A 24,272-nucleotide genomic window follows, 5' to 3' on the forward strand; every position below is an offset into this window, starting at 1 on the left:
ATGGCCGCAGTATATGATGTATGAACGACTCCCCTCCGCCGGGCGGTGAGACCGTCTCCGGAACTGCACCGCCTGCGGCCGAGACGACAACCGACTCGCCTGGCCGGGCGATCGCCGCAGCGCTTGGACTCGGACTCGGCGGTCCCGCAATTGCACTGCTGTCGAGTCTTGGAATCGCACTCCTCTCTTTGGTGGTCGAACTCTCGCTCGGAGTCACCCTCGCGCTCGGGCTGTTTTTCGGTCAGTACGTCGCTTTTGCGGGACTTGCGATCGCGTACCTCCGGTACCGCGGGCTTGAGTGGGCAGACGTCCGATCCTACTTGGGCGTTCGATTTCCCTCGCTCAAAGAGTTCGGGCTGGTGATCGGCGGCTGGATCGTCATTTTTGCGTTGATTTTGATCATTTCTACAATCATCCAGGCGATCGGGACCCAGCCCGCGGAAAACCAAACCGCCGTACTGGCCGGCGAGAACCCAGATATTATCCTCCCGTTGATCCTCGCGATGTTCCTCGTTGTCGGTCCGTGTGAGGAGATTCTCTACCGCGGGGTCGTCCAGGGACGGCTGCGAGAATCACTGCCGGCAATCCCGTCGATCATCATCGCCTCTGCGATCTTCGCGGTCGTCCACGTGATGGCGCTAACCGGCGGTGCAGGTGCGATGGCACTCACGGTGTCGATCCTGTTTGTGCCAAGCCTCGTGTTCGGGGCGATCTACGAGTACACCGGTAACATCGTTGTGCCTGCTTTGTTACACGGGGTCCACAACTCCGTGTTGCTTGGATTGTTGTACATCACGATCGCCTACGGCGACGAACTCGGCGAAATGGCCGGCCAGGCGGCACTTGTTGTTCCGTTCTGATTACCGGTGGGTGAGCTCGTACTGTAATACCGCAGTCGCAGTCCGCCCGTCTCGGATTCGATCGTCGACAACATCCGCAAGCAGCTCGTCGTACGGCTCAGTACGCACGTCGATCGTCTCGTTGAAATCCAGCGACTGCTCGTCGGCGCGCTGGCAGCCGTAGGCGACGAAGTGGTGATGCACGGAGTTTGTGATCCCGTTTGTCGGCTCGACAGTGAGGAGGGGTTCGAGCCGATCGGCCTCGTAGCCGGTTTCTTCGCGAAGCTCCCGCCGTGCGGCGGCGAGCACGTCCTCGTCGGCTTCGATCGAGCCTGCCGGCAGCCCGCGGTTCGTCCGCCCGACGGCCTGTCGCCACTCGCGGATGGTAACGACCTCCCGGTTGTCGGCCGCCTCGCTGTCGAGGAACGGAAGGATCACGACCGCGGGTGATTCGTCGACGTAGTGGTAGTCGGTGTCGGTGCCGTCGGGCAACGTGACGTCGTCCTTTCGCACCTCGAAGCCGGGACACTCGTAGTCGATCGCCGACGCCCGCGTCACCCATTCGGCTGTCTCGTCGCTCATGTTGCTATCGATGCATCCTGTCGACAAAACAGCCGTGGTCGCGCGGTCGATCTGCCGAGCGATCAGCCGTGAAAATACCGCGGGCTGTGGGTCAGACAGCCAGGATTGAACGCCGCACCACAGTTCGGGCACTCGTGTTCGCAGTCGAGGTACTCACGAACCGACAGCGTCGATCGGCAGCGGCCACACAACACTGCCGGCTCGTCGAACCGATCGCGCGGCCACTGCTCGGTCGGGTGTTCGGCGATCGCCTCGTGGCACCGAAAACACGGGTAGTAGGCGTTACAACAGGGAAACCGGATCGCGATCACGTCGCGATCGGTACTGTAGTGTGCACAACGGGTTTGTTCGTCGACGTCGACGCCAGCGAGCGGGACCGTGAACCGGTCGTCCACGGTGGGCCGATCCGTCATGGCTCCGCCTCTGGGAGGAGGATCGTCACCTCGCTCCCCCCACCGTCTCGTTCGGCGAACTCGACACGACCGCCGTAGACGTCACCGACTGCCGCGACGAGCCATAGCCCGAGCCCGCTGCCGTGTTCGAGTGGGGTGATCGATCGCTTCCCGGTCACAACTGCTCGCTCGGCAGGTGGAATTCCTGGTCCATTGTCACAGACTGTGATTGCCACTGTGCCTGCGTCGACCGTTGCGTCGATTCTGACCCACGGTGTTTCCGCCTCGTTGTGTCTGAGTCCGTTGTCGACGAGCGCTTCAAGTGCCAGCTCGAGAGACTCGCCAGCCCGAACCGTGCGGCCAGAGACGGTAGACTGTTCGATCGTCCCCGCAGGGAACCGCGAGCCGCATGTGTCGATGACGCGGTCGACGATCGGCTCGAGACGAATCGGCTCGACCGTCTGGTCGGCGCTGAGCACCCACTCGAAATCCCGCGCTTCGTTGCTCAACTCCAGTAATCGCTGGGCTGTTTTGACAATCGTTTCGGCGTACGCAGCAACGAATCTGTCCTCGGTACGCCCGGCGATTAGTTCGGCGTAGCCGCCCACGATATTGAGATCGTTTCGAAGATTGTGTCGCAAGATCCGGTACAACACCGCAAGCTGGCGGTCGTTCCGGAACTGGTCGGTGATATCTGTGTAGATCGCGACGCCACGATCGCCTCCCGCATAGGGAACGCTCCGGTACAGAAACTGTCTGACTCCGTCGGCGGTCCGTCGGTTTATGATCGCACGGTTCGATTTTCCAGCGGCCGTCCGAGCGTCGAACGCACTCGCCTCTCTGTCGAGCATTACCGGGACGATCAGCTCGTTGAGCGACGTTCCCACCACAGCGTCGTTCTCACAGCCAAAAATCCGTTCGAAGGCGGGATTAACCGACAGGATGATCGGCACGCCGCCGTCTAATTCGAACTCAACAATTGCATCCTGCAGGTGCGTGACGAGCCGATCGAACCGACCCGTCGCTTGATCTGTGTTGCTCATCAGTAACGATGCTCTATTGACAATTAGACCTAAAATTCAAGCCTTGTTGATAGTTTACTATGGTTTTGCCTGTGAAGCTCGAGGTTCGTAGCACGATCCCCCGGTAGTTCATATGATTGTTTCAATGTAGTTGGATACTCAAATACGTTCGTGTCGCTGCAACACTGCAGTCGGTCGCCGGCGTGCACGGACTCCTCAGCGGAATATCACTCGTAGGTACGGAACCCGTCTGTGTCGAGGGCGTTGTGCGCAACGGTGATCGTGTGATCGGCGTGCAGCAGCTTTGGGCTCACACGGACCCGGTACGCTGCGGCGTCGCCAAGAGCGTTGGCCTCCTCGTCTGTAAAATTGTGGTGATCGGAGAGCACGAAGATCGGATCGCTCGGCGAGTCGACCTCGACGATCGGCCTCCCGTTCTCGTGGAGTTCGACGACAGTTCCCCGCTCGGCAATCCGATCGAGCAGTTCCGAAAAGCCGAACCGATACAGGCTGACGCCCGGAGACACCTCGGCGGGCATGTGGCCGATCGCTTCGTCTGCACGGTCGAGCGCGTTGCGAATCCGCGAGGCGATCGTGCGCTCGTCGGGATGGAGGTGCTTCAGCGATCCCCCGTCGAAGGTGATCGTATAGGTGTCTGCAACGACGAGATGGACGCGGACGTCCGATCGAAGGCCGTGTGAGAGAAAGAACGCCGCGTTGACGCACCGACAGAGCACGTCGAGGCGGCCCGCGCCGCTCGGCAGGTCGTCGAGTGAGAAATCGGGTGTGGTCGGAACGTCGTGGCCGAGGATGACGAACTGGCGCATACTGTCGCAACGATCGCCCGGGGTTTGGCTCTGTTTGTTCGCCAGCGATCGCACATTGTTCGCCAGCGATCACACATTGTTTGCCAGCGATCGCACATTGTTCGCCAGACATCGCGTACATAGATGAAAGGAGACGCGAGGAGACGCGATCGGTCGCCTCGACCGATCAGTACCCCTGTGCGTTGCCGTCTTTTCGCGGTTCGGTTGCACCCGAAAGCACGCCGTCGTTGTTGCGGACAATCTGTGCGCCCCCGAAGAGCCGCGGCGGGTGTATCTCGACAGTGTGCTCCTTGCGCGCGAGTTTCGCGGCGATCGAGCCATCGAAGTGCGGTTCGATCGCGATCGGCCCATCTTCGAGATATCGCCATCGCGGAGCGTCCAGTGCCGCCTGCAGCGGCATATCGTAGTCGACAATGTTCGAGATGACCTGCACGTGTCCCTGTGGCTGCATGTATCCGCCCATCACACCGAAGGCAACCCAGTCGTTTGGGCCAAACTCGGCGATCGCGGGGATGAGTGTATGGAACGGCCGCTTTCCGGGTTCGAGATGGTTCGGGTGCTCGGGATCGAGCGAGAACGACGCCCCGCGGTTCTGCAGGGCGATCCCTGTATCGCCGGCGACGACGCCTGAACCGAAGCCCGCAAACCGCGAGTTGATGTACGAGACGACGTTGCCCTCGTCGTCGGCGACGGTCAAAAGCACTGTATCCGCGTCCTCGGCGTGTGCGTCCGGGACGCCGAAGGTAACGTCGTTGTCCGCGGTCTCGTCGATCGATTCCGCGCGCGATCGCGCCCACGACTTCGAGCCGAGCGGCGGGAGCTCCTCGTATTTGGGATCGGTGATATAGCGATGCCCGTCGTGGAAGGCGAGTTTTGTCGCCTCTGCGAAGGCGTGCACGCGCTCGGCGGAGTCGTACGGATGCTCGCTCGCGCCGATCTCTTCTGCGATGTTGAGCGCCTCGAGCGCGATCAGCCCCTGGTTGTTCGGCGGCAGTTCGTAGACCTCAACGCCGTTGTATGTTGTCGAGACTGGATCGAGTAGCTCGGGCTCGAAGGCGGCCAGATCGTCGGTCGTCATGAACCCACCCGCTGACTGGATCTCTGCTGCGATCGCCTCGGCGATCTCGCCCTCGTAAACAATATCCGCGCCGTGTTCGGCGATTTTTTGCATCGATCGGCCGAGTTTCGGCAGCGTCACCCGCTGACCGACCGATGGGGCCTGCCCGTCGAAGAGAAACGCCTCGCGGGCGTGGTCGGTCTCGAACAGCTCCTCGCCGTGTTGCCACTGGTCGGAGACAATCTCTGAGACTGGATAGCCGTCGATTGCGTAGCCGATTGCCGGTTCGAGCGCGGTCGCAAGCGATGTCCGGCCGAGCTCTTCGATCGTCAGCTCCCATCCCCGGGCCGTTCCAGGGACGGTTACGGCGTGGGGCCCCGTAAACGGCATCTCGACGTCTTCGGGGCCGATATCGTCTTCGGCCTCGGCGGCGACCGCCTCGCGGACTCGATCGATCGTCGCGTCTGCCGGCGCGCCCCCACACGAGCGCATTGCACCAACTTCCCCGTCGGCGGTCCGGTATAGTGCGAACACGTCTCCGCCAAGTCCCGTCGAGGTCGGCTCGACGACGTTCAGCGCCGCCGCGGTCGCGACCGCCGCGTCGAAGGCGTTTCCGCCGTTTCTGAGCGTCTCGATCCCCGCCTCCGCTGCGAGCGGCTGGCTCGTCGCGACGATTCCCCGCTGCCCGTAGACGGTCGATCGCCGTGATCTGAAGGCGTCGACATCTGGTGTCTGCTCATCCATGGGTAGCTGTTCGACCGATCGGGTCAAAAACGCGCGGTAATCCGTCTGGCTTGCTGGCACTATACAACATCGAGGAGAACGCCCACGAGATAGACCATCGATGTCGAGAGTACGAGAAGACTCGCGGATCGATGCAGCAGAGTGGGACGCGCTCGGCGCATCTGTCAATCCAGTCGATGAACGACCGCGAACACCGCTGGATGCAGGACGTGTTACACTGTGCCGCAAACCAGATTCTCGAAGAAGCACGTGAACACGACTGCACGCACATCGCGTTCGAGAATCTAGCCGATATCCGCAAGCGGATGACTGGTGCGAGGCGATTCCACGCGTGGGCGTTCTGACGGCTGTCCCAGTACGTTGAATAAAACGCTGAGATGTACGATATCGAGGTCGTCCAGGTGAGTCCTGCATACACGTCTCTGCGGTGTTCGTCGTGTGGGTTTACCGGCCTCCGTCAGTACGACGGCAGAGGGAGAGTCCACTGACAAGTCCACGACTGAACTCGTGGGTAACTGACGAGCAACTGTGGGTGGCCCGTCGAACGCTACGGTCGATTCGGGTTGGTGGTTTTGAAATTGAATCCTCCGTCGCCGACGGCACTAGAGGCGCTCTCCTCACCGAACCGATCAGCCGACTGGCTCGTGCTCGCGGTTCCGTCGTCGCCAGCAATCACAAACGAATCAAGCTGTTCTGCCAGCGCCGACAGTGAGCTGTCGAGTTCGTCTGTCCGATCGGCTACGTCCTCGAGCACCGATCGCTGGTTCTGTGCTGCGGACTCGACAGACATCGCCTCAGCAGTCGACTCCTCGGCGACCGAAACAACATCGTCGACAATCGAGGCGACCTGCTCAGTCGAAACTGCTTGTGACTCCGTAGACTCACGAATATCGGCGATGTTGCTGTCGGTTTCGACGACAGTTGAGGCCGCCTGCTCGAGTGCGTTGTCAGCGGTTGCGATGACATCGATTCCTCGTTCGACGCTCGTGTGGACCGTCTCGAAGTCATCGATCGTCTGTTTGGTCTGCGTCTGCAGGCTGGTGATGATTGCTTCGATCTCTTCGGCGGCCTCGTGGGTCTCCCCAGCAAGTGATTTGACTTCCTCGGCGACGACCGCAAACCCTGATCCTGCCTCACCAGCACGAGCAGCTTCGATCGACGCGTTCAACGCGAGAATATTGGTTCGATCGGCCATTTCACGGATGAATTCTGTGATTTCTTCGATTTCGTCCGCCTGTGATTCGAGAGTACTGATTGCTTCGACAGTCTTGTCGGCCTGGGCTTTGATCGACTGGATTTCCTCGGTCGCTTCGTCTGTGTTCTGTTGTGTCGACTGAACTGCTGACACTGCGGTCTGTGAGGTCTCTGCGACTGTCTCGGCCGAGGATGCGATCTCTTCGATCGTCGCCGAAAGCGAACTCATCTCGTTTCCGACCGTATCGAGATCCGCTTGCTGGCTCGCTGCGCCCTCAGCGATCTCTTCGATTGACCCTGCGACGGCTTCGCTTGCGTCTTCCAGCGCAGAAATATCCTTGAGGAGTGCGTCGTTTGACGCAGTGACGCGATCGGCGAACGCCTGTGTTTCTCGGATCGTTTGTTGCCAGGTCTCAAGGAGGGCATTTATCGATTGGCCGATCTCCTCAAGTGCTTTGCTTTCGGACCCAGCGTCGAGCCGATACGTTAAATCACCGTCTCGACAGCTTGCGAGCACTGACTCGTATTCTCTGGCCTTCTCTTCGAGATGTGTTGCGAATGCCTCTGCCTCGGCTTTGGCCTCGTCGGCCGCTTGTGCCTGTGCTTCGACAGCCTCAATCTGTGACTGCAGTTCGTCACGAATTCGTGCGAACAGCCTGGCGAGTTCGCCAAACTCGTCTGTCCGTGAATGATCGATCGTCACATCGAGATCTCCGGCCTCGATTGCCTCCGCGTAGTCAGTCATCTCGTCCAGTGACCCAGAGATGTCTCGGTTGATTGCTACTCCGAGCCCAGCAAGGCCGAGTACGGCGATCGCGATCAGTATTAGTAGGCTCTCTGTGACCTCTGTGACTGTTCCAAAGACTGCACTCTGTGGGGCTGCGATGACGACACTCCACCCGGCTCCTTCGACCGGTGCGGACGCGACGAGGAGTTCGTCGTCGTCGATCGTCTCAGAACTCGCGGTGATCGCGTTGACCTGTGCATTTGCGTTTGGATTGTTGGTCAAATATGGGAGCGAATCAAGCGCAAAGTACGGCGAGAGCATCTTGTCCTCGTCTCCAGAAACGACCACATTTCCGTCGCTGTGGCTTACAACTTCGATGGTGCCGCCTGCCACCGGCGAAGTGAACTGCTCGCCGAGGGCTGTGAGGTTCGCCACAAGCACGACTGCGTGGTCATGGTCTCCGAGTGCTGGACTGATGAATGCCATCTGCATACCGTCTTCAGACTCATACGGATCCGTCGACTGTACATGACTCCCGCTGTAGAACATTGACGCATCAACTGCCCACCGAGTACTTGTATTCGGTGTTGTCCCGACGCGGTACTCGTCGGTGCTGGCGAGCACCTCTTGAGCCTCCATGTCATAGTAATGAATCGATTCAACGTGACTGTCTTCGAGCCGCCCAAGATCTGTTTCGATCGCTGCTTGAATGATTGACACACTGCCGCTGTTTATTTCTGCGGACCGCGAAATTGTATAGACATCGTCATTGCGACCATCAATCCACGTTGCAACCGCCCGGCTTTCGCTTTCGGCTCCCGACAACAGAGTTTCCTCTGAGTCAGCCGAGACACTCGCCTGTGTCGTCTGTACCGTATAGGTTCCTGCTGCAAGGAGTAAGATCGTCACTACAACTACCGCCGCTGCAATCTTAAACACGTAGCGCCCACGAATCCGATCATATCCTCGTTTGAACGGATTCTTTCCAGCTGAATCGCCGTCCATACTCCAATCAATCTCGTCGAATTGTTAATGATACGGATTAAAATATCATATTCGATATTTTGAACAAAACGGCCGGCTCATTCGTTGTCGTAGGGCCACCGACCGCCGGTCTTCAGCTCCGTGATGTAACCATCGTCGATCCGATCGCGGATCTCTTCGCGGCTTCGGTGGGGCGTCGACACGTCCGTGGTCGCGATTCGGTAGGCCGCCTCCGTGATCAGGGTGGCAAGCTCACGGAGATCGCGGCTATCGAGCTTGTCGAGTGTATCTGCGTGGGTGTGGCCCCACCCGCGGCCGCTTGACTCGGACGCACTCGCGGCCATGACTGCGGGGACGCCCTCTTGAACAAATGCCCACTGATCGCCGTGGGGCGCGATCACGTCGCTTGTCGACAGCGGCGCATCGAAATCGTCGGTGACCTCCTCGAAGACCTTCGCGAGTGAGCAGAACCCGTTCGTGTTCACCCGGAGATCTCGTGACGATCCTGCGCCGTCAACGTTGATCACGCAGGCGACATCAGAGATTTCGTGTGTTTCGACCCACTGGTATGCTCCGCGGAGGCCAATCTCCTCCGCGCCGAACGTCACGAACCGTACCGGCCGTTCGAGATCACCTTCGACGGCGGTCAAGAGACGACCGACCTCGGCGACGATCGCTGACCCTGCGCCGTTGTCGAGCGCGCCGTCACTGATGTCATGTGCGTCGATGTGTGCGGTGATGAGTATCGCCGCACCGTTGTCGGGGCCGAGCTGTCCCTCAACATTTCGTGATGTCGCCGACTCGTTCCGACAGGCTGTTTCGAGCGTCACCTCCGTTGGTTTCGCCGCGGCATACCGGGCCAATCGCGCGCCGACCTCTGCGCTGACGCCGATCGCGGGGATCGGCCCCGGACGGTTGTTGTAGCCGACCTCGCCGGTTGCCGGCAGCGAGCCGTCGATGTGGTTCCGGAAAATGAATCCGATCGCGCCCGCGCTGGCGGCGTTTGCGTACTTTTCCATCCGGTGAATCCACCGGTCGGCCGTCTCAGGCGTCTTACTGGAGGCCATGACGATCGCTCCGTCGAGATTGTCGGCTGCCTCGAAGTCATCGTATCCGCCCGCGCCAACGTCGATAAGCGGTGCAGAGACCGATCCTGACGGCGATCCGGGCAACGCGATGACGGCGTGGCTTCCCGTGTACTCACGGCTCTGTGGCGTCTCAATTTCGAGTCGGGCGGCGTCGCGCCACCAGCCGGGGATTTCGAACTCGTCGATCGCGACGTCCTCAAGGCCAGCCGTCTCGAACGCCTGGGCGATCCGTTCGGCTCCGCGCCGTTCGCCCGCTTGGCCAGCCATTCGATTGCCGATATCGGCGAGATCAGTCAGTACGTCCCACGCGAACGAACTCGTTCGTGCGTCGCCGATCACCGCTGGCGGTAGCTCACTCATACGAAGGGCTGTGTCGTCGGTACGCAAGAGGCTACGGACACCGGAACAGTCGACCTCGATCGAGACCCGCGCAGATCCGCCGACAATCTGTATCCTCGCCCGTAATCAGTCAGTCAGGCCGTACCCGCGTTTGAACAGCCAGACGTCGATTGACGCAACAACCGCCGTCGCCCCGGCCAACACGAAAAGCGAGAGGTTCGGATCGACCTCTGCGACGCCGAGGAAGCCGTAGCGGACACCATTCACCATGTATACCATGGGATTCAGCATCGACACGTCTCGCAGCAGCGGCGTGAGGTCCTCGAGCGAATAAAACACCGCCCCAAAGAAGACGAGCGGCCGGAGGATGAACTGGTTCATCATGGTCAGATCGTCGAAATCGGTCGCGAGCAAGCCACCGACGACCCCGAGGCTCGCAAACAACAACACGATGACGAGCATGAACGCGAGCAGGTAGACTGGTTGTTCGATCGGCACCGGCTGGTAGAGATAGCTGATGATCCCGCCGCCGATCGCCGCGATGATCGCCCCGACGAGTAGGCCACGAAACGCCGAGGAGAGGATGTACGCCCACACCATCTGGGTGTACGAAAGCGGCGAGGTCAGTGTCTCGTGGATGTACTCGTTCCAGCGGCCGTGAAAGATCGAAAACGAGGCGTTCTCGAAGGCGTTCGAGATCGCGCCGAGCACGATTAACCCCGGCAGGATGAAGAGAATGTACGGCACGCCAATGATCTCGCCGACCCGTGCGCCGAGGACGACCCCGAACACTGAAAAGTACAGCACGTTCGTGATCGCCGGCGCGAAGGTGTTCTTCGGTCGGCGGACGAACCGCAGGATCTCTCGCTTCGTGAGCGTGTAAAAACCGGTCGGCAGCGGCGTCCGAGCTGCGACGCGATCGACGACGCTCACTGCGATCGCCCCCGTTGAGCCGCCGCGCCACCGTCGGTAACGAGTGGGGCCTCCTCGCGATCGCGATCGTCTGCTGCTGTTCCTTCGTCGCGCTGGTTCTCGGGTCGATCGACCCCGGAGTTCGTCAGTTCGACGAACACCTCCTCCAGGGAGGTCCGGGCGATCTCCATGTCGACAATCTCGAAGCCGCCGCGATCGAGTTCGCGGACGAGCGTCGGCGCGATGAGTCCGCCTTGTCTGGCGGTGACGACGAGGCGGTTGCCCTCGCATTCGATCGACTCGACGCGCTCGTCGTCCGAAAGCACGCTTGGCGCGACCGACAGCGGCTCTCTGAGCGTAACGACGATGCGATCGAGACCGCGGTCTTTCAGCTCTGCGGGCGTCGCAACGGTGACGATCCGGCCGGAATCGAGAATCGCAACCTCGTCACAGAGCCGCTCGGCCTCTTCGATGTAGTGGGTCGTGAGCAGGATTGTCGTCCCCTGTTCGTTGAGTTCGGTAACGAGCTCCCACAGATCGCGGCGGAGCTGAACGTCCACCCCGGCGCTCGGCTCGTCGAGGATAAGGAGATCAGGATCGGTTACGAGCGCACGCGCGAGCATAAACCGCCGTTTCATGCCGCCGGAAAGCCAGTCGAAGCGGGTGTTTCGCTTGTCGTAGATGCCCACCCGCTGGAGCGCTTCGGCGGCCCGCTCTTCGGCCTCGCTCGCGGGGACCCCATGATAGCCGGCTTTGTGTTCGAGCACCTCGTGGATCGGAAAGAAGCGATCGACGTTGAACTCCTGGGGGGCGAGTCCGATCGCGTCCCTGGCCGCCCGGTAGTCGTCTTCGACGTCGTGGCCGAACACCAGCGCCTCGCCGCCGCTTTTGCGGACGAGGCCGACGAGAATATTGATGAATGTGGTCTTGCCCGCGCCGTTCGGCCCCAAGAACCCAAAGAAGCTGCCCTCCGGGACCGTCAGCGAGACGCCGTCGAGCGCCTGGACGCCCCCGTAGGACTTCCGGAGATCGGTGATCTCAAGCGCATGTGTCATTGTCGAAAAGAGGGCGGTTAGTCGGTTAAAACGCGCGGATTCGGAACGCTATCGTCTTATTTCGTCTGAAGATACATCTCCATTCTTTTCCGAACCTCGTCTACAGTCGGGTTATAGTAGCGTTTGCAATTATTTTCCCACTTCGATTCAGGAACTGCTGGTTCACGCTCTCTCGGGTTGCATTTCGAGATGCCAGTTGCACAGAGTTGCAAACGTTACTATAGTCACCTTTGCAGGTTGTTTGGTGATCATCCAGTCTTTGAGTGTGAGAACCGACCACGGAGAGACGTGGGAGGTTCTTGCGAGCCGTCCTTTTTCGAACCTATCTGGGGTGAATGTAACCGCTTCACTCCGATCCGTTGTCGTGATTACTGCTGCAATATACTCTTGGCCATAGAACGGTACACGATCGTTAGAAACAATCAGATACGGGCGCTTCGGGTTGTTTCCGAACGGGTCTTCGGCAATCACCACCGCGCCTTGGCCGTACACCATTGCTATTGTTCGTCCTCGCTCAAGTCGGGCAATTCTTCTGCCCAGTCTTCATTCTGTGCGTACCAGTCGTCAGTATATCTGGCGGCTGTCGCTTCGATCCCGAGGAACGCAGCTGTCGCTGCTGCGATCCGATCGTCTTCAGCGGCTGCCCAGTACGGTTCTTTATGACGAACGAGACCTGCGGCCGCAAGACGCTGCAGTGTCGGTCCGATGCTTCCACGCGGAATTCCGGTTTCAGCCGCCAATTCTGCGGGTGTGTATCCAACGGTTGGCGTCTGCAGTAAGAACTCCAACAATTGTCTCGCATTGGTCCCTTCTGACAGGTCAATACGTGGGTTTCCAGGTTCATGTGTTTCGAAATCGACAGGTATGTACGACTATTGTATCTAAATTGTATTAGCCGTTTGGGCAACTGGTGCTCAGTTCTATTTCAAAACCTCGTGAGTGTGGATTGACAAAAATTAGTGCTCTTCGCCGAACAGCTCGTCGAACAGCGCCGAGACGTTCGCTTCGATCTCCGATCGGATTGCCCGAACCCCCTCGGGGTCTTTCCCATCTGGGTCGTCGAGTGCCCAGTCGCGAACGTCGACGTCCGCGTCGAGTTCCAGCGTCGAACAGCCCATTGTTGCAACCACGTCGCAGGCATCGAGTTCTTCGGTCGAGACTTCTCGCGGAACTCGATCACCGATGTCGATGTCGAGTTCGGCCATCGATTCGACGACCTCCTCGTGGACGTGGTCCACGGGGTGGGTTCCGCCGGTGATGATCTCGACGTTCGAGAGGTCGCGGCGATCGACCTCCCGTTCGGCAAACGCAGCAGACATCTGGCTGCGGCCGGCGTTTTGGACACAGACGAACCCGAGTCGGACTGGATCGGCTGACATATCTCCCGGTTGAGCGACACTGCGAATAAGCGTTGTGTTCTCACCAGAAATCTGATATATAGTGCTATTGAGGCGTATGTATGTCCCAGCACAGCCGTCGTGACTGTGTGAAGATGTGACAACCTTGAGAAACGTTTATGATCGATCCACCTGTGCTGTAAGACGATGATGGCCACATTCCACGCGACCGCGACCGTACTGGCACTCGCCAGTACGATCGCCGCACGCGGTGGGGTGTGGCTGACCGGCCCGAATGCGGGACTCTATGGCGGTCCTGCAGGCCGGACGGTCGATCGCTCGCTCCGCCCCGCATAACGCGTTCGGGACGCGGCGGCTGCCGCGAGGGGTGCGATCGACTGCCTCTTTTCCCGCACAGCACGGCGTTCGAGCGAGTACACCGCTTCCGCGGGCAATGCCCGGGTGCGGGCCACGAACCGACCACAGCAGCGGTCACGTGGCCCGACGCGTTCGACTCGCGACGGAAGTGTATGTCAGTAACTTTCAACCGACTGGCTGTACAGGCCGACCTCACCGTTAGCGTTTCGCGACACGCCCCCGGCGACCTACAGACGGGCGTCCGCCGACAGGTCGAACGGATCGACGGCGTCACCGTCGAATCAATCGACGTTGCCGGGCTTCAGCCCGGGCTCAACGACTTGACCGTCGAGGCCCGCGCCGAGTTGCGCGTCGATCAACTCGCGGATCGAACCCGCGAGGCAGTTGCCGATCGGCTCGAATCTGGTTTCGGTGTTTCGCCGTCTACGGTACGCCTTCTCGGGGATGGGCCGCCCGAGTGACAGGTGTGGTCGCCTCAAGAACAGTATCGACCCGGATCAGTCGTCGGCGTGATACGGCCGGGAATCGTCAAACGCAGGTGCCTCGATCGACGCCATTGCCTCGGCGTCGAGGAACTCGTCTTCGACCGCGTAGCCGCGACTGAGTCGGGCTTCGACGGCGACAATGCCGGCGAAGATACGCCCACTTTTTACGAGCACAAACCCCGTGATGATGAGCGCAAATCCGAGGACCGTCGCCGGGGTAATCGACTCGCCGAGCAGCAGCCAGCCGACGACCGCAGCGACGATCGGGACTGCGTAGTTGACAAGACTCGCCTCGATCGCGCCGATCCGATCGAGCAGATCGAAGTAGATCACGAATCCGATCGCGCTGGCGACGATCGCGAGATACGCGAGCGAGACGACCGCGACTGGCGTCCAAGCAATTGCCCGAAACTGTGGCTCACCGAAGCCGAGGCTCAGACCGTGGAGCATCGCTGCGCCGATGAGCATCATCCACGCCTGCGATGGGGCGAGCGCCATCCGGGCTGGCAGCCGTTTCAACAGGACCGCACCGAAGGCGAAACTCGCTGCCGAGAGTACGAGGAGGACGACGCCGATCGCGGTCCCCTCACTCGCACCCGGCTCGGGGGCAGCAATGAGAACAATGCCGAATAACCCGACAACGGTGCCGATGACTCCGGAGATTCCGATCCGCTCGTCGGTCAACAACAGCCACGCGAAAAGCGGCGTGAGGATCGGCGTCGTGCTGAGGACGATCGCCGCGACGCCGCTTGTGACGTACGTCTGGCCGACGAACGACAGCGCGTAGTGGATGCCGATCACGAACAGGCCGCCAACGGTCACGAGTACCCACTCGCTGACGCTTGTTGGACGCCACTGCTCGGCAGCGACGATCGCGTAGCCGAGCAGAATCGCTCCGGCGATGTCGTATCGAACCGCGGCAAACAGCAACGGCGGCAGTGTCTCAAGCCCAGCGGAAATCGCGACGAACGACGATCCCCAGAAGACTGAAAGCAGCGCGAACAGGACGAGATTTCTGTATTGTATCAGGTTTTGTGTAACTATTTGTAACATTATATTTTCTGATGTGGAGGTTCTAAACAGTGGTATGAGTGGCTGAAACTTGAGTCTTCTCGGAAAAGTGCTACCATTACTCACGGATTATATTGCCGGATTAATCGAAAAATCGATATATTTCTGGGTGGTAGCACGTCACATGTGCTGTGGTGTCTCGACCCGTGTGTCTGCTCGGAGTCGAAGGACAAGACAATTATTCGCCCCGCCGAATGACCGGGCATGAACGTTCTCGCCGACGCACGCGCTGGGATCGACGCTGGGCCGGTCTGTGACGCCTGTTTGGGACGAGTCTTCGCGGATCGCAGTTTTGGGCTGACGAACGCAGAACGCGGCAAGAGCCTGCGGGTTGCGGTTGCGATCGACGAGGACGACCCCTACGAGCCCGTCGAAATCAGCGACTGTTGGGTGTGTGAGGGCCGCTGTGCGGAGTTCGATACGTGGGCCGATCGGGCCGCCGCGTCGGTCGTGAATGTCGAGTTCGAGACCTACCAGGTTGGCACCCGGACGCCGCCGTTGATCGAAGAAAACGAACTGCTGTTCCGTGAAGACGCAGGCCTGCCCGAAGACGCGGGCGAACAGTTCAAATCCGAGTTTAATCGCGAGGTCGGAAAGCGAGTCGGCGGACTCACCGGCGCTGAGGTGGATTTCACCCGCCCGGACGTCCAGTTCACGCTCGATCTCGACGGCGATCGCGTTGAGACGACGGTCAACTCCGCGTTCGTCTACGGCCGGTACCGCAAACTCGAACGCGACATTCCCCAGACTGAGTGGCCCTGCCGGGAGTGTCACGCCAGCGGGCGAATCGGCCAGCAGGTCTGTACACACTGCGGCGGGTCGGGATACCTCTACGAAGACAGCGTCGAGGGCTACACCGCGCCGATCGCCGAAGAAGTAATGGACGGGACCGACTCGACGTTCCACGGCGCAGGCCGCGAGGACGTTGACGCGTTGATGCTTGGGACTGGCCGGCCGTTCGTCGTCGAGGTTGAAGAGCCACGTCGCCGCCGGATCGACACCGATCGCCTAGAGCAGGATATCAACGCGTTCGCCGAGGGCGCAATCGAAGTTGAGGGGCTCCGACTCGCACGCTACGATATGGTCGAGCGGGTCAAAGAACTCGACGCCTCGAAGACCTACCGCGCTGCGGTCGAATTCGGCGATCGTGTTGACGAGAACGCACTCACAGCAGCGATCGACGACCTCGAGGGCGCGACGATCGAACAGTACACTCCACAGCGGGTCGATCACCGGCGAGCAGGGCTCACCCGTACCAGGCAGGTATTTTCGGCGACCGCGACCCGCGAAGACGATCGCCACGCAACCGTCGAAATCCACGGCGAGGGTGGCCTCTACATCAAAGAGCTGATCTCCGGGGACGACGGTCGAACCGAGCCGAGTCTCGCGGGACTGCTCGGCGTCGAGGCAACGGTGACAGCACTCGACGTGCTCTCGGTCGAAGGTGAAGACGAACCGTTCGAGCGAGCGGAGTTTTTCCATGAGTGAACTGCCGGCGGCAGCGCTGCCAGACGGGCCCGTCCTCGGCGCTGACGAGGCCGGCAAAGGACCAGTGATTGGGCCGATGGTCGCCGCTGCGATCCGCACGGACCCCGCAGTGCTTCCCGATGACGTCGACGACTCGAAGCGACTCTCACCGGCCCGCCGAGCGTCCATTGCAACGTCACTCCGCTCGGATCCCGCGATCGACGTTGGCTTCGGCATCGTCGAGGTTGAAGAGATCGACGATCCCGAGACCGATATGAACTCACTCACTGTCGCCGCGCAGGTCCGTGCGCTGGCGGCGATCGCCTGTGAAGGCGATCTGGCTGTGGTCGACGCGGGCGACGTGATCGCCGAGCGCTTCGGCGATCGCGTCACTGCGGGGCTTGCCGAGCGTGAGATTACTGTCGAGACGATCGCTGAACACGGCGCTGACGACACGTATCCGATCGTCTCGGCGGCCTCTGTGCTCGCGAAAGTCGAACGCGATCGCCGCGTAGGCGCGATCGCCGCGGAGTACACCGGATTCGGCGACGTCGGCAGCGGCTATCCAAGCGATCCGAACACCCGCGAGTTCCTGCAAACGTACGTCGAGGAACACGGTGCCGTTCCTGCCTGCGCCCGCCGATCGTGGTCGACATGTGCGGATCTGCTCGATGCTGCGGCCCAATCAGACCTCAGCTCATTTTGAAAATAATTTGTCCGACAAAACCGACAGGTTCTATGGAGACCTTCAAAAAATACGGATGTGAGCGGAGGAAGTCGACGCCGAACACCGCTTCATCTGCGGTGGCCCAACGCGTTCTACTGGTGGTGGATCATCGCCACGGCGGCGTACGGCGTCGGTGATATTGTTACGACCATTGCGATGGTGTTTTTTACGCCGGCGCTCGCAGAGGGTAATCCGCTCGTCCGATGGGCAATAGACAGTTATGGGTTGGGTGGACTGGTTGGCATCAAGCTCGGCGGGTTTTTCATCATGATCTGGATCAGTTGGCTCGGCTCGAAAGAAAATGATCGGCTGTTGTATTACTTCCCGCCAGTGCTTCTCACCATTGTTGGTCTGTTTTTAACAGCCTACAATCTGCGACTGCTCGTTCTCGCCTGGTAAGTATCCGAATCAGCGAGTTCTCATCTGTCGGTGAGCAGGTACCGCAGGATGTCGCCGTACGCCGGCCGAGTCACGAGGACGCCGACGAGCACCCCGAGGATGGTGAAGATCGCGAATCCGCGGAGATCACCGAGCGACAACACCGCAAGCGGCGACATGGCAACGATCGTCGTCGCCGCGGCCGCACCAATGACCCAAAAGGCTCGACGGAACCGCGAATCGAATACCTTCCGACTCTTGACGTCACCTTCTGCCATCACCCCATCGGCGATGATGATCAGGTCGTCGACCCCTGTACCGATCACGGCAATGAAGCCGGCGATCACCGCCAGATCGAGTGGATACCCAAGCGCGGCAGCAAAACCGAGCAGGATGAACACCTCGGAGAGTGCGGTGACGATCATCGGCGCAGCGACTCGCGGCTCACGGTACCGAAGGAACACGAACCCAGCGACACTAAAGACCGCGAGGATTCCGACAATGAGCGAGTTCGTTCGGAACTCCTCTCCCTGTGTGGGTGAGATGAACGAGGTGGTTCCCGACTCGAGGTCAAGCGGTGCCGGCAGCGCACCAGCGCGGAGGTTCAACGCGACGCGCTGAGCGTCCTCAAAATCACCCGTAGTGAGAATGAAATTCGGATCCTGTGCCCACTCGCCCGACTGCATATCGTTTGCCAGTCCTGGGTTCATCCCGAAGGCGTTGACGACCTCGTCGTCGACGACGAGCAACAGACAGGGATCGGTAGTTTCAGCATCTTCAAAGTACGTACACTGCGATCCCTGTGCGAGCCCCGTATCGACGACTGCCTGTTGAAAGTCGGTCGCAGACGACTCACGGACCGTCACGGGAACGTGTGGTCCCTGGCGATCGTTCTGTTGGGCGGTCCCAACCGTCTGGAAGTCCTCTTGGGTCAACACCGCGGTCTCGTTCACGTATTCGCCGTCGTCATTTTGATGGTAGATGTCAACGCGAACTGACCCCCGCTCTTGGATGAGATCAATGACGTCCTGTCGGCCCTCGCCGGGGACCTCAGTCATGATGAAGAACTCGCCCGTCCCGCTCGTGACCTCTTGGACGGTACTGCCCGAGAGACCGGCCTCGTTGACCTTTCCCTCGAGGACGCTTATTGCTTCCTCGCGAGTCGCTTGCGTGACGCCCGAAGAAACCTCCCCATGTTCGTAACCAGCGGCGTTGAGGGCATCGTCGAACTGTGATTCGGTGATGTTTCTACTGACGACTTCAACGGTCCCCGGCTCATCTTCGAACTCCTGTCGAACGATCACGTCGGTCTCTTCGGTGTCCGGTAACTCGGCGGCAACCTCTCTGGCGACGGTCGCTTCACCGTCCCCACTGAACTCGACATCCTCGGCAGTCAGCCCGATGAGCGGCGCCTGGATTCGAGTCCCGCCGGCCAGATCGAGCCCGTATCGGAGATTTGTCACCCCTTCACGGGCGGTCGCGTCTTCTCCACCGACGTCTGTCTCGGGAGCCATCGTCGGCGAGAACAGCGCGAAGGCAGCGAGCAGACAGATAATGACGAGCAGCGTTACCCGATAGTTCTGCTTTATTCGCTCGAACATTTTATCATCTCACCCCCTCGTATTTGTACCATCGAAGCAGACTCACGTTCAACAGGTAGGTGTTCATTAGATCTGCGAGCAATCCGACGACGAGAATGATCCCAATCGCTCGCAATAGGTCGATCCCAAACGCCCACGCACCGATCGTCATCACCGCCATCGCGGCGATCGACGTGATCGTCATCGTTACACCGGTCCGCATTGCGCGGTTCGTCGACTCGTAGAAGTCCCCGGTTCGTCGGAGGATGCTGTTATTCAACAGGATATCGGAGTCGACGCTGTACCCGATCAACATTAATAGCGCTGCGACGGTCCCCAGCGTGAGTTCGATCCCGATGAGGTTCATCATCGCAAGCGGGATAATCACGTCAGAAAATGCCGAGATCACGACGGCGATCGACGGAATGAACGTCCGAAACATCGCAAAGACGAGAAGACTCATGCCGCCGAACGCGACGAGCACACCCCCGATCGCCAAAAGCTGGGTATCTGCTCCAAAGCTCCCAGACACTGAGTCGATCGATCGGATCTCAAAGCCAGCATCGTTCGCCTGTGTTTCGAGTTCGGTCGTGGTTGCATCGCCCTGTCGGAACGTCACGATGTAGCTCCCATCTGTGGCGACCTGTCTGACAGAATCGGGTTCGGCGTCAAACTCTTCGGCGATCTGCGCCCGTGCATCCGCATCATTGCCATCGATATCGAGTCGTAGCTCTGTCCCGCCGGTGAACTCTAATCCCGGATCGACCGGATAGCCGGTCACAACGTACCAACCGCCAAGAATCAACAGTGCCACTGCGAGCAGCGCGAGCGGCACAGCCGCGAGCTGCCGGTTGCTGTATTCGGTGTAGTTGATCTCCGGTACCTCGAATGCAACCATATTACATTCCGGTCATCGTGGGCATTGAATAAGCCTTCTCATGTTCGAGTTGGCCAATTGGCGGATCATGTAAAGAATATCAAAATAGATATTTTAGCCGTTGAATTCATATATGAATTGTTCTGTATCGATCGTATGGCTATCCTGGGAGAGTTAGTCGAGTCCTCCACCATACCACTGCATACCCAGGAGATGCACCTGCTCGTCGATGACGGGGTCATTACCGAGGCCCACGGAGTCGATCGCGTGCTCCCAGTTGACGACAGTGCACTCGTTTCGACCCAATTTGTCGATCATCTGCATCCCGACGATCGCGACATCGTCACGACGGCACTTGCGTCGATTGCGGAGGGCTCTGTGTGCGTCACTGAGGTTGAATATCGATTTCTGACCAACCAGGACCCACATATTTGGCTTCGAAGCCGCCTGGCTAGCGATCCAACGAGTGAAATAAACGGGTGTCTGGTCAGCTCGGTCGATATCACACCAAGCACACGCGCTACTACTGTTCGACAGCGGGTCAACGATCGGTTCAAACAACTGGTCGAGAGCACCGACGACGTCGTGTGGATGTACACCGCCGACTGGGAGCAGTTGTTGTTTATCAACTCTGTGTACGAATCCGTCTGGGAGCAACCACTTGAGCGGTTGGAGGCAGAGCCAATGAGTTTCCTCGAAGTGGTTCATCCGGCGGATCGCGAGCGCACGATGGACGCGATGGGGCGGCTGTCCGCGGGAATTCCGATCGATATTGAGTTTCGAATCCAACCCGATCCGAATCGCACACGGTGGGTGTGGGCACAAGGACAGCCAATTTTCGAAGACGGCACGGTCTCACGGGTCGGCGGCTTCGTTCGCGACATTACGCGGCGACGACAACGATCGCACCATCTCGACGTAATCGATCGCGTGCTCAGACACAACCTCCGTAACGATCTCAACGTTATTTTGGGCTACGCGGAGGTCGCTGCCGAGCGCAACGACGACACGGTTGCAGCGGCGATCGATCGGATTCGCAACACCAGCGAACGCCTGCTCGAGACAGTCGAAAAACAACGCGAGATCGTCGACGTGCTCACACGACGGACCGAACAGCGACAGCTTGAGCTCGTTGATGTCGCCACTACCGCAGTCGAGATGATCCGGTGTGAACATGACAACGGTCAGTTTGACGTATCATGCCCGGCGTCCGCACCCGCAGTCGCGGTTCCGATGATCGAGGAGGCAATTGCCGAACTGGTACAAAACGCCGCAACGTACGCCGGTGTGAACGAACCCATCGTCGACATCTCTGTCGAGCAGGCCGACGGATTCGTCGTCGTCTCCATCGCCGATCGTGGACCCACAATCCCCGAACAGGAGATTGCGGTGCTCACAGAACCAAGTGCACACGGCCCGCTGTATCACGGTAGCGGGCTCGGGCTGTGGTTCGTCTACTGTGTCGTCGATCTCTCCGGCGGCTCGATCGACTTTTCAAAGCGCGATCGCGGGGGAAACCGGATTACGATTCGACTTCCTGCGGCCGACTCGCAGTACTGAGTGCGATCGCCGCCGCTCGCAGATTCATCAGCAATCGAACAGGCCTATGTCGTCGCTCAGGGCCTTGTGCCGTCGCTTAGGGAAGGTACCGCACGCTCACAACGCCAGCAGCCGATCGAACCTCGACGCGGTTGACTCCGAGCCGAGCGGCCCGCGAGAGTGTTGTCTCCCGATCGTCGACAACATCTGTGACGGCGTCGTCAGTCGATTCCTCGGGCACGGTTAGCACGTGCAACTCGCCGATCCCTGCCCGCGGCTTTCTGGTCAGTTCGCCTTCCGGCTGGCTATCGGCTATCTCTCGTTCTTGCTGGGTCGGAGGCTCTTCGCTCACCCCGATCGACAGCGATCGTCGGTCACCAACCTCCACAAGTTGCCACGAGACCTCGAGCGGCGGATCGGGGGCGACAACGCCGTCGATGGCATCATCGACCTCAATACCTGGGTTTGTCGAGAGCGCGTGTACCTGTCCGTCGTGAACGTCTTTCAACACCGCCGAATCCTCGTCGGCGTGGGTCACGAGAAACGTACTCTTTTTTCCATCTGGTGGCGCGTCGTCGGTCATCCTCGCTATGTAGATAGCAGAGCTGTTTGGACGTTTCGACAGCGGAATCTGTCTACGCGATGATTCTCATGCGCGCTTCGTGAGCAAATAATGGACGACAAAAATTGCGATCGCGCCGACAACTGGCGGGAGCAGCCCAATTGGCTGGGCGAGCCCGTAGAGCACGTCGACGATCGGCCCGAAGATCCCACCGACCGGCTCCTGTTGCTCGGGTGGGACAGTGATAATGAGTCCGACGTATACCGACACGAGAAAGCCGAATCCGGTTAGTGCCAGGGCTGGATCGTAGCGATCGGCCACCGTGCGTGCGGTTCGATGTCGACGGGCAACAAACAGCGTGGGCGCGAGAAGCGGTCCGGCAAACGCCAATCCCAACAGGACGTACAGCGATCGAGACAGCGTGAGTGAACCGCCGGGGACCTCGGCGGTCTCGCCCATGAGGACGATGAGTCCGAACAAGACAATGAGTCCGATTAGTGCCGCTGCAAGCGTTCCGATCACGACATACAATTTAAACAGCACCGATCGGCTCTGCCGGAAGGCGTAGGGGATAGCGCCGAACAGCCCGCCGTAGCTGTCTTCCATACCCCTGGGTAGGCCGTGTGATCGCTTAATCACACGGATTTCGCCTCGTATTTGCGCCGGCTAATACTCTCACACCAGAGACGGTAACTGCTATAATGGTGGCTCCCGCGGGAGTACACATGCGAATAGACCTCGGTAATGCGATCGACACCGTTCCCGGTGTCACGATGGATGTGCTCGATCGGCTCGACGAGCGGGTGGCAACCGCACACGAACGAATCGACGCCGGCCGGGAGGCAGCCGACCACGGCTACGCGGCGTTGAACCTCCCGGAGACGACTGATCCGGCCGCGATCGAGGCCGCCGTCTCGGGGTTCGACGCGCCCGAATCGATTCTCACGGTCGGGATCGGCGGCAGCGCGCTCGGCGCGGCAACGATCGATGCCGCGCTGTCGGGCCCTGAGCACGCGGACACGTACTACCTCGACAACGTCGACCCCGAGGCAATCGAGCAGCTGCTGTCGACGATCGATCTCTCGAAAACAGTTGTAAACGTCGTGAGCCGATCGGGGACGACCGCAGAAACGCTGTCGAACTTTCTGGTCGTCCGCGATCGGATGACCGACGCCGACGTCGACTGGACTGACCGGACGTTCGTCACGACTGGCGACGCTGGGAACCTCCACGAGCTAGCAGCGACACACGATCTCCCCACGCTGCCGGTCCCCGACGGCGTCCCTGGTCGATTTTCCGCATTGTCGTCGGTTGGATTGGCGGTCGCAGCCATCCAGGGCCACGATCTCGAGGCGATTCTCGCGGGTGCGGCGAGTGAGGCGTCGAAGCTCTCGGGATCACTGTATGAGTCGCCAGCGTACGCCTACGGTGCTGTCTCGTACGCGCTGGCCGAACGCGGCGCGCTCACAAACGCGATGATGCCATACAGCGAGTCACTCGAGTACTTCGCCGAGTGGTTTGCCCAGCTGTGGGCCGAAAGTCTCGGCAAGGACGGGATCGGTCAGACGCCCGCCCGTGCGCTTGGCGCGACTGACCAGCACTCTCAGCTGCAGTTGTACCGTGCGGGCCCACGAGACAAGCTCGTCACGCTCGTTCGCCCGCAGGAGCGATCGGACATTGCGATTCCCGAAACGGAGCTGTCAGGGCTGTCGTACCTTGGAGGCTCCTCGCTGGGGTCACTGCTCGACGCGGAGTTCGAGGCGACCGAAGCAAGCCTCGCGGAGGCGGGTCGGCCCTCCGTCAGGATCGAGATCGATGCAGTCGACGAACGGGGAATCGGTGAACTCCTGTACGCGATGGAAGCCGCGTGCGTGCTCTACGGCGAGCTCGCAAACGTGTCGACATTTACTCAACCTGCCGTCGAGTGGGGTAAACGAGCCGCTCGTGGGCTGTTGGGCGGCGGTGACTTCGCGGAGGCCGACGCCGTTTCTGACAAGCGAACCCTCGTCGTCGACTGACGCGCGCAAGCTGCGATCGTCGACGGCCAGCGGTGTGGCTATCACGAACGCGCAGGATCGGTGCGGCTAACCCGATCGAGCGTTTACGTCG

25 protein-coding genes and 1 pseudogene are annotated in these 24,272 nt (G+C 60.1%); 9 read left to right on the forward strand and 17 right to left on the reverse strand.

Annotated elements, in window-relative coordinates:
- The first annotated feature begins 20 nt into the window (after positions 1 to 20).
- Complete coding sequence (locus tag E5K03_RS00810) at positions 21 to 860, forward strand: CPBP family intramembrane glutamic endopeptidase (RefSeq protein WP_138004485.1); 840 nt, start codon at positions 21 to 23, stop codon at positions 858 to 860.
- Here the strand turns inward: E5K03_RS00810 and E5K03_RS00815 are convergent, their stop codons facing one another.
- The 5 genes from E5K03_RS00815 to ggt form a co-directional block, all read right to left on the reverse strand.
- The gene (locus E5K03_RS00815) at positions 861 to 1,421 is read right to left on the reverse strand and encodes an NUDIX hydrolase (RefSeq protein WP_138004486.1); all 561 of its coding nucleotides are present in this window, start codon (positions 1,419 to 1,421) and stop codon (positions 861 to 863) included.
- Between the two features lie 62 nt (positions 1,422 to 1,483).
- On the reverse strand, positions 1,484 to 1,834 hold the full coding sequence (locus E5K03_RS00820) for a CHY zinc finger protein (protein ID WP_138004487.1): 351 nt from the start codon (positions 1,832 to 1,834) through the stop codon (positions 1,484 to 1,486).
- Positions 1,831 to 2,856, reverse strand: a complete 1,026-nt coding sequence (locus E5K03_RS00825) for a PAS domain-containing sensor histidine kinase (RefSeq protein ID WP_138004488.1) — start codon at positions 2,854 to 2,856, stop codon at positions 1,831 to 1,833. Before E5K03_RS00825 ends, E5K03_RS00820 begins: the two co-directional genes overlap by 4 nt.
- 206 nt (positions 2,857 to 3,062) lie before the next feature.
- The gene (trmY, locus tag E5K03_RS00830) at positions 3,063 to 3,662 is read right to left on the reverse strand and encodes a tRNA (pseudouridine(54)-N(1))-methyltransferase TrmY (protein ID WP_138004489.1); all 600 of its coding nucleotides are present in this window, start codon (positions 3,660 to 3,662) and stop codon (positions 3,063 to 3,065) included.
- Between the two features lie 166 nt (positions 3,663 to 3,828).
- On the reverse strand, positions 3,829 to 5,463 hold the full coding sequence (gene ggt / locus E5K03_RS00835) for a gamma-glutamyltransferase (RefSeq protein ID WP_138004490.1): 1,635 nt from the start codon (positions 5,461 to 5,463) through the stop codon (positions 3,829 to 3,831).
- Positions 5,464 to 5,540: 77 nt separating this feature from the next.
- On the opposite strand from ggt, the pseudogene E5K03_RS00840 reads away from it, so the two are divergent.
- Positions 5,541 to 5,942, forward strand: a pseudogene (locus tag E5K03_RS00840) (IS200/IS605 family accessory protein TnpB-related protein); the annotation flags it as partial.
- Positions 5,943 to 6,010: 68 nt separating this feature from the next.
- Here the strand turns inward: E5K03_RS00840 and E5K03_RS00845 are convergent.
- The 7 genes from E5K03_RS00845 to E5K03_RS00875 all read right to left on the reverse strand — a co-directional run bounded on the left by E5K03_RS00845 (position 6,011) and on the right by E5K03_RS00875 (position 13,141).
- Positions 6,011 to 8,389 carry a methyl-accepting chemotaxis protein gene (locus E5K03_RS00845; protein WP_138004491.1) on the reverse strand — a complete coding sequence of 793 codons (2,379 nt, stop codon included), beginning with the start codon at positions 8,387 to 8,389 and terminating at the stop codon, positions 6,011 to 6,013.
- 77 nt (positions 8,390 to 8,466) lie between these two features.
- The gene (locus E5K03_RS00850; RefSeq protein WP_138004492.1) at positions 8,467 to 9,816 is read right to left on the reverse strand and encodes a M28 family peptidase; all 1,350 of its coding nucleotides are present in this window, start codon (positions 9,814 to 9,816) and stop codon (positions 8,467 to 8,469) included.
- 105 nt (positions 9,817 to 9,921) lie between these two features.
- Complete coding sequence (locus E5K03_RS00855; protein WP_240729904.1) at positions 9,922 to 10,728, reverse strand: ABC transporter permease; 807 nt, start codon at positions 10,726 to 10,728, stop codon at positions 9,922 to 9,924.
- A complete protein-coding gene (locus tag E5K03_RS00860; protein ID WP_138004493.1) occupies positions 10,725 to 11,762 on the reverse strand; it encodes an ABC transporter ATP-binding protein in 1,038 nt (345 codons plus the stop codon). The genes E5K03_RS00855 and E5K03_RS00860 overlap by 4 nt, the downstream gene beginning before the upstream one ends.
- Before the next feature lie 162 nt (positions 11,763 to 11,924).
- The gene (locus E5K03_RS00865) at positions 11,925 to 12,257 is read right to left on the reverse strand and encodes a hypothetical protein (RefSeq protein WP_171006559.1); all 333 of its coding nucleotides are present in this window, start codon (positions 12,255 to 12,257) and stop codon (positions 11,925 to 11,927) included.
- Between the two features lie 2 nt (positions 12,258 to 12,259).
- Positions 12,260 to 12,550, reverse strand: a complete 291-nt coding sequence (locus E5K03_RS00870) for a helix-turn-helix domain-containing protein (protein WP_240729905.1) — start codon at positions 12,548 to 12,550, stop codon at positions 12,260 to 12,262.
- 168 nt (positions 12,551 to 12,718) lie between these two features.
- Positions 12,719 to 13,141 (reverse strand): arsenate-mycothiol transferase ArsC, encoded by a 423-nt coding sequence (locus E5K03_RS00875; RefSeq protein ID WP_138004495.1) that lies wholly within the window; start codon positions 13,139 to 13,141, stop codon positions 12,719 to 12,721.
- Between the two features lie 168 nt (positions 13,142 to 13,309).
- Between E5K03_RS00875 and E5K03_RS17040 the strand changes: the two genes are divergently transcribed.
- Both E5K03_RS17040 and E5K03_RS00880 read left to right on the forward strand, forming a co-directional pair.
- Positions 13,310 to 13,456: a hypothetical protein gene (locus E5K03_RS17040; RefSeq protein ID WP_171006560.1), complete on the forward strand. Its 147-nt coding sequence runs from the start codon at positions 13,310 to 13,312 to the stop codon at positions 13,454 to 13,456.
- Between the two features lie 173 nt (positions 13,457 to 13,629).
- Positions 13,630 to 13,938: a hypothetical protein gene (locus tag E5K03_RS00880; protein WP_138004496.1), complete on the forward strand. Its 309-nt coding sequence runs from the start codon at positions 13,630 to 13,632 to the stop codon at positions 13,936 to 13,938.
- Between the two features lie 36 nt (positions 13,939 to 13,974).
- Here E5K03_RS00880 and E5K03_RS00885 read toward each other — a convergent pair whose 3' ends face one another.
- On the reverse strand, positions 13,975 to 15,015 hold the full coding sequence (locus E5K03_RS00885) for a DMT family transporter (protein ID WP_240729906.1): 1,041 nt from the start codon (positions 15,013 to 15,015) through the stop codon (positions 13,975 to 13,977).
- A 222-nt stretch (positions 15,016 to 15,237) separates the two neighbouring features.
- Between E5K03_RS00885 and E5K03_RS00890 the strand changes: the two genes are divergently transcribed.
- From E5K03_RS00890 to E5K03_RS00900, 3 genes are read left to right on the forward strand one after another with little or no spacing between them, the layout of a single operon-like run.
- Positions 15,238 to 16,521: a tRNA pseudouridine(54/55) synthase Pus10 gene (locus E5K03_RS00890; RefSeq protein ID WP_138004497.1), complete on the forward strand. Its 1,284-nt coding sequence runs from the start codon at positions 15,238 to 15,240 to the stop codon at positions 16,519 to 16,521.
- The gene (rnhB, locus tag E5K03_RS00895) at positions 16,514 to 17,206 is read left to right on the forward strand and encodes a ribonuclease HII (protein ID WP_138004498.1); all 693 of its coding nucleotides are present in this window, start codon (positions 16,514 to 16,516) and stop codon (positions 17,204 to 17,206) included. The genes E5K03_RS00890 and rnhB overlap by 8 nt, the downstream gene beginning before the upstream one ends.
- A gap of 57 nt (positions 17,207 to 17,263) precedes the next feature.
- Positions 17,264 to 17,626 carry a hypothetical protein gene (locus E5K03_RS00900; RefSeq protein ID WP_138004499.1) on the forward strand — a complete coding sequence of 121 codons (363 nt, stop codon included), beginning with the start codon at positions 17,264 to 17,266 and terminating at the stop codon, positions 17,624 to 17,626.
- A gap of 20 nt (positions 17,627 to 17,646) precedes the next feature.
- Here E5K03_RS00900 and E5K03_RS00905 read toward each other — a convergent pair whose 3' ends face one another.
- Positions 17,647 to 19,206 (reverse strand): preprotein translocase subunit SecD, encoded by a 1,560-nt coding sequence (locus tag E5K03_RS00905; protein ID WP_138004500.1) that lies wholly within the window; start codon positions 19,204 to 19,206, stop codon positions 17,647 to 17,649.
- A gap of 4 nt (positions 19,207 to 19,210) precedes the next feature.
- Positions 19,211 to 20,083 (reverse strand): protein translocase subunit SecF, encoded by an 873-nt coding sequence (secF, locus tag E5K03_RS00910; RefSeq protein ID WP_138004501.1) that lies wholly within the window; start codon positions 20,081 to 20,083, stop codon positions 19,211 to 19,213.
- A gap of 135 nt (positions 20,084 to 20,218) precedes the next feature.
- On the opposite strand from secF, the gene E5K03_RS00915 reads away from it, so the two are divergent.
- Complete coding sequence (locus E5K03_RS00915) at positions 20,219 to 21,622, forward strand: PAS domain-containing sensor histidine kinase (RefSeq protein ID WP_138004502.1); 1,404 nt, start codon at positions 20,219 to 20,221, stop codon at positions 21,620 to 21,622.
- A 76-nt stretch (positions 21,623 to 21,698) separates the two neighbouring features.
- Here E5K03_RS00915 and E5K03_RS00920 read toward each other — a convergent pair whose 3' ends face one another.
- A complete protein-coding gene (locus E5K03_RS00920; protein ID WP_138004503.1) occupies positions 21,699 to 22,184 on the reverse strand; it encodes a DUF5812 family protein in 486 nt (161 codons plus the stop codon).
- 66 nt (positions 22,185 to 22,250) lie between these two features.
- A complete protein-coding gene (locus E5K03_RS00925) occupies positions 22,251 to 22,769 on the reverse strand; it encodes a hypothetical protein (RefSeq protein WP_138004504.1) in 519 nt (172 codons plus the stop codon).
- 119 nt (positions 22,770 to 22,888) lie between these two features.
- On the opposite strand from E5K03_RS00925, the gene E5K03_RS00930 reads away from it, so the two are divergent.
- The gene (locus E5K03_RS00930) at positions 22,889 to 24,181 is read left to right on the forward strand and encodes a glucose-6-phosphate isomerase (RefSeq protein ID WP_138004505.1); all 1,293 of its coding nucleotides are present in this window, start codon (positions 22,889 to 22,891) and stop codon (positions 24,179 to 24,181) included.
- The last annotated feature ends 91 nt before the right edge of the window (positions 24,182 to 24,272 follow it).

Origin of the sequence: Halalkalirubrum salinum, assembly GCF_005543295.1 — an archaeon.
GTDB classification, from domain to species: Archaea; Halobacteriota; Halobacteria; order Halobacteriales; family Haloferacaceae; genus Halalkalirubrum; species Halalkalirubrum salinum.

Bases quoted from the DNA above. Each gene is read 5' to 3' on its own strand.
- E5K03_RS00810 (WP_138004485.1), top strand. From the start codon at position 21: ATGAACGACTCCCCTCCGCCGGGCGGTGAGACCGTCTCCGGAACTGCA.
- E5K03_RS00815 (WP_138004486.1), bottom strand. From the start codon at position 1,421: ATGAGCGACGAGACAGCCGAATGGGTGACGCGGGCGTCGGCGATCGAC.
- E5K03_RS00820 (WP_138004487.1), bottom strand. From the start codon at position 1,834: ATGACGGATCGGCCCACCGTGGACGACCGGTTCACGGTCCCGCTCGCT.
- E5K03_RS00825 (WP_138004488.1), bottom strand. From the start codon at position 2,856: ATGAGCAACACAGATCAAGCGACGGGTCGGTTCGATCGGCTCGTCACG.
- trmY (WP_138004489.1), bottom strand. From the start codon at position 3,662: ATGCGCCAGTTCGTCATCCTCGGCCACGACGTTCCGACCACACCCGAT.
- ggt (WP_138004490.1), bottom strand. From the start codon at position 5,463: ATGGATGAGCAGACACCAGATGTCGACGCCTTCAGATCACGGCGATCG.
- E5K03_RS00845 (WP_138004491.1), bottom strand. From the start codon at position 8,389: ATGGACGGCGATTCAGCTGGAAAGAATCCGTTCAAACGAGGATATGAT.
- E5K03_RS00850 (WP_138004492.1), bottom strand. From the start codon at position 9,816: ATGAGTGAGCTACCGCCAGCGGTGATCGGCGACGCACGAACGAGTTCG.
- E5K03_RS00860 (WP_138004493.1), bottom strand. From the start codon at position 11,762: ATGACACATGCGCTTGAGATCACCGATCTCCGGAAGTCCTACGGGGGC.
- E5K03_RS00865 (WP_171006559.1), bottom strand. From the start codon at position 12,257: ATGGTGTACGGCCAAGGCGCGGTGGTGATTGCCGAAGACCCGTTCGGA.
- E5K03_RS00875 (WP_138004495.1), bottom strand. From the start codon at position 13,141: ATGTCAGCCGATCCAGTCCGACTCGGGTTCGTCTGTGTCCAAAACGCC.
- E5K03_RS17040 (WP_171006560.1), top strand. From the start codon at position 13,310: ATGGCCACATTCCACGCGACCGCGACCGTACTGGCACTCGCCAGTACG.
- E5K03_RS00880 (WP_138004496.1), top strand. From the start codon at position 13,630: ATGTCAGTAACTTTCAACCGACTGGCTGTACAGGCCGACCTCACCGTT.
- E5K03_RS00885 (WP_240729906.1), bottom strand. From the start codon at position 15,015: ATGTTACAAATAGTTACACAAAACCTGATACAATACAGAAATCTCGTC.
- E5K03_RS00890 (WP_138004497.1), top strand. From the start codon at position 15,238: ATGAACGTTCTCGCCGACGCACGCGCTGGGATCGACGCTGGGCCGGTC.
- rnhB (WP_138004498.1), top strand. From the start codon at position 16,514: ATGAGTGAACTGCCGGCGGCAGCGCTGCCAGACGGGCCCGTCCTCGGC.
- E5K03_RS00905 (WP_138004500.1), bottom strand. From the start codon at position 19,206: ATGTTCGAGCGAATAAAGCAGAACTATCGGGTAACGCTGCTCGTCATT.
- secF (WP_138004501.1), bottom strand. From the start codon at position 20,083: ATGGTTGCATTCGAGGTACCGGAGATCAACTACACCGAATACAGCAAC.
- E5K03_RS00915 (WP_138004502.1), top strand. From the start codon at position 20,219: ATGGCTATCCTGGGAGAGTTAGTCGAGTCCTCCACCATACCACTGCAT.
- E5K03_RS00920 (WP_138004503.1), bottom strand. From the start codon at position 22,184: ATGACCGACGACGCGCCACCAGATGGAAAAAAGAGTACGTTTCTCGTG.
- E5K03_RS00925 (WP_138004504.1), bottom strand. From the start codon at position 22,769: ATGGAAGACAGCTACGGCGGGCTGTTCGGCGCTATCCCCTACGCCTTC.
- E5K03_RS00930 (WP_138004505.1), top strand. From the start codon at position 22,889: ATGCGAATAGACCTCGGTAATGCGATCGACACCGTTCCCGGTGTCACG.